We start from the raw sequence: 3,043 nt of genomic DNA on the forward strand, positions 1-3,043 counted from the left end.
CGTTTGTATTTAACAAACAATCTGGACGATATGCCCCGATCCGTCATCAAAACAGATTCATTTATTTGCCAGATAAAATATCTCCCGACGATCTCTTTGAAAGATATATGCATAAGATCGTTCATTGTTACTACGGCGATTGTGCTGCCGGACACTTGGCATCCGATGGGCTTACGCCATCCCAGAAAAAGGTTCGGGAATTTCAAAAGGCCTATTTTGCTGAGGTCTATCCAATCATTCGAGGGGCATCGGAATCAGCAATTGATGCCGTTAAGACCTTCCTAAAGCGCTTCAATTTTACGACAGGTGATAGCGAACTTTTTGCTAATGAGGCATTAGAAACAGCTACTCAAAAATATAGTTTTGAACTAACCAATTCTGCACTCGCTTTGGAGATACTCGAAGACCTGACTCATATCTACAAATACTTTCGCCTTGAGGACGCCAGCCCATTCGGAGGCAAGTTCCCAATCAAGCCGTCTTTTGAACTTGTTGACGAAAGGGCTATCGAATTCTTGCGCAACTCCGACAATTTCTATTTCGGCCGATATTTCAGCGATCCACAGACACAGGAGTCTTTGAAAAAATGGCTGACAAACGAATATATGAGATCAGGCCGTAATTTAAGAGACCCCGGAGAGATGAGCAAGTTTATTAAAAGGTTTCAAGGTCGAGTGAACCAAGAGGACTACAAAATCCTGCGAGTCGTGGAAACAACCACGAATAGAGCTCGAAACTGGGGCAATATCTTCACAGTTGAAGAGGCTCAAGGTGCAACCATCGAGATCACTGGCCCGATGGACAATGTCACATGCTCTTGGTGCAAGGGCATGATCGGCAAACAATTCAAAGTAGATGCAGTCGTGCGCCAAGTTAAAGATGTGATAATTTCTAGCCCCGAAGATCTGCCTCTTCTCAATCCCTTTTTGCCCGGGAGAATCGATAAGGATATGGTGGCTGACATCAGTGAGGATCATCTTTTAGCTCAGGGGATTGCCTTGCCTCCATATCACCCGCATTGTCGGCATGGGTATGTGGTGGATCAATTCAAGTGATCATAGGTAGTTTTTTTCAAATGGATGGAAAAATGATCGATGAGGAAAATATGAATATAAACAACGAGATAAAACGACAAAAGGTGTTTCGCGGTATAGTGAAAGTGCTGGGGAGTTTTCTGGGCAAGCATAGTTACTTCTGTAGGACGCATTCTGATGAGAGTCCAAGGAATGACTATGCTGACGAAGAATCAAAAAACAGAACTTCTCCAGAGCTGGAAAAACCAAAGGACACTAAGCCTGTCACTAACGATTAAAGGTTCCCTCCACTGTGATGAGCCCGCTGACGTCTTAAGGGAAATACTTGAGCGAGCAAGGTTTGCCAATATCGAAAGTAAAAATAAGGCACAAGAAAAAGGCGGAGAGCCCTCAGCCCTTCCCCCGACTGTTGCGGCCTCCGCCGAAGATTTTGTCGAGGTGACATATCGTGCCCTTTCCGCCGCTGTACTTGCAGATCGTCCGATCGATTTCTCCAATGAAAAAATGCTCAAGCGGGCTACACGTCTCTTAAAGAATCAAACCGTATTCAAGGATCACGACACCAGTGTAGATAACTGGGTGGGTCAGGTGGAGGATTCGCTCTGGGACGACCAGACAAAGGGAATACCGCCCGGCATCAATGCCATTCTGAAACTCGATATCGTCAAGGATCCGATGACCGTTCGCGGGGTTCTTCAGGGTGTGATTCATTCTGCGAGTGTTACAGTTTCGTTTGAATGGAAACCCAGCCATTCCAAATTGATGGATGACGGTACATTCTTCGAAAAGATGGGTGATGAGGTTGACGGAGAACTCGTCCGGATCATTGTGACAAAGATCGACCGCTTCCTTGAGATATCCCTCGTCTGGCAAGGCGCTGATGAATATGCAAAACAGATCGGGCCCAACGGCAAGCCAGTCAGTCAATTCATTGAGACAGATTCCCAACGCGACGTTGGGCAATTGTCCTACAATTCTTCAAAGCAAGTATCGAAGGAGGATGAGATGGAAGAACTTAAAACACTTTTGAAGCAAACATTTGGTCTGGAAATTAACGCAGATAACTTCACCAAGACCTTGGCGCAATATGTTGAACAGGCAAAGTTTGCCATCGGTGAGAAATATGATGCACAGGTTTCCAAACTGACCAGCCAACTGGATGAGGCGAGTAAGGTTATCGTGGGACTGGAAACCGAGATCAAAGAAATGAAACCAAAAGCCGAACTTGGCAATAAATATCTCGAAGACGAACGCGCTGAGGCAATTCGACTCTGCAAGCTCGTCAAAGGTGAAAATATCAACGATGCGATTTTAAAGACGCTTGAAAATGGAGAGCTCACGCTCGTTCAGGCGTGGAAAGAGGAATTCAGAAAAGAAGCCGAGCTTAAATTTCCAAACAAGTGCGCAAAGTGCGGTAGTACGGAGATTACACGCCAGAGTTCTAATCCGGCCAAAGATAAAGAGGAAAGCAAGTCATCTGTGCTTTCAAAACCGACTTCAGATTATGTGAGAGATCTACATACGCTCTAACGAAAGGAGAACGCAATGGGTACAATAAAAGAGGAACTTAAAGGGATTTTGACTCTTGCCTTTGAAGTGAAGGCGGGTCTTGGCGTTTTGGCTCCGAACACGCCTGTGCGACTTACCGGCATTAACGACTACGAGGTCGAACCATACGTAGGGCCGGGGCAACCAGATTTCTTTCCGCATGTCGGTTATGTCCTTATTCCAAATAGCAAGCCCGACTCCAAGGTCGTGGTAGCCACAAGGGCGCGAGCCGTTCAAAGGCTCATAACGGGCGAGGCGATTTCTATCGGCAAACCACTGACGTTTAACACCGACGGAAAGGTCATTTTAGCCACGTTCCGCGAGGCGCAGGCCGCCTTCAAGGTAATGGATTTCATGTGGGATGGCGGCGAAAAGCTTATCATCGACACACAGGTGATTCAGGAGGGTTTTGAATTCTTCACGGGCGCGGATATTCCGATGACCGCTCAAAATATAGCAAA

At 46.3% G+C, this 3,043-nt stretch carries 3 protein-coding genes; all 3 read left to right on the forward strand.

The window, feature by feature from the left end:
* On the forward strand, positions 1–1,055 hold a 1,055-nt coding region (locus tag JW883_16515), incomplete at its 5' end, for a hypothetical protein (GenBank protein ID MBN1843869.1).
* 177 nt (positions 1,056–1,232) lie between these two features.
* Positions 1,233–2,564 carry a hypothetical protein gene (locus JW883_16520; protein MBN1843870.1) on the forward strand — a complete coding sequence of 444 codons (1,332 nt, stop codon included), beginning with the start codon at positions 1,233–1,235 and terminating at the stop codon, positions 2,562–2,564.
* Between the two features lie 15 nt (positions 2,565–2,579).
* Positions 2,580–3,043: hypothetical protein (locus JW883_16525; GenBank protein ID MBN1843871.1), on the forward strand; the 464-nt coding region annotated here is incomplete at its 3' end.

The sequence above is a fragment of the Deltaproteobacteria bacterium genome (genome assembly GCA_016930875.1).
GTDB lineage: Bacteria > Desulfobacterota > Desulfobacteria > Desulfobacterales.

Coding starts and splice junctions, on each gene's coding strand:
- JW883_16520 (MBN1843870.1), top strand. CDS start 1,233: ATGCTGACGAAGAATCAAAAAACAGAACTTCTCCAGAGCTGGAAAAAC.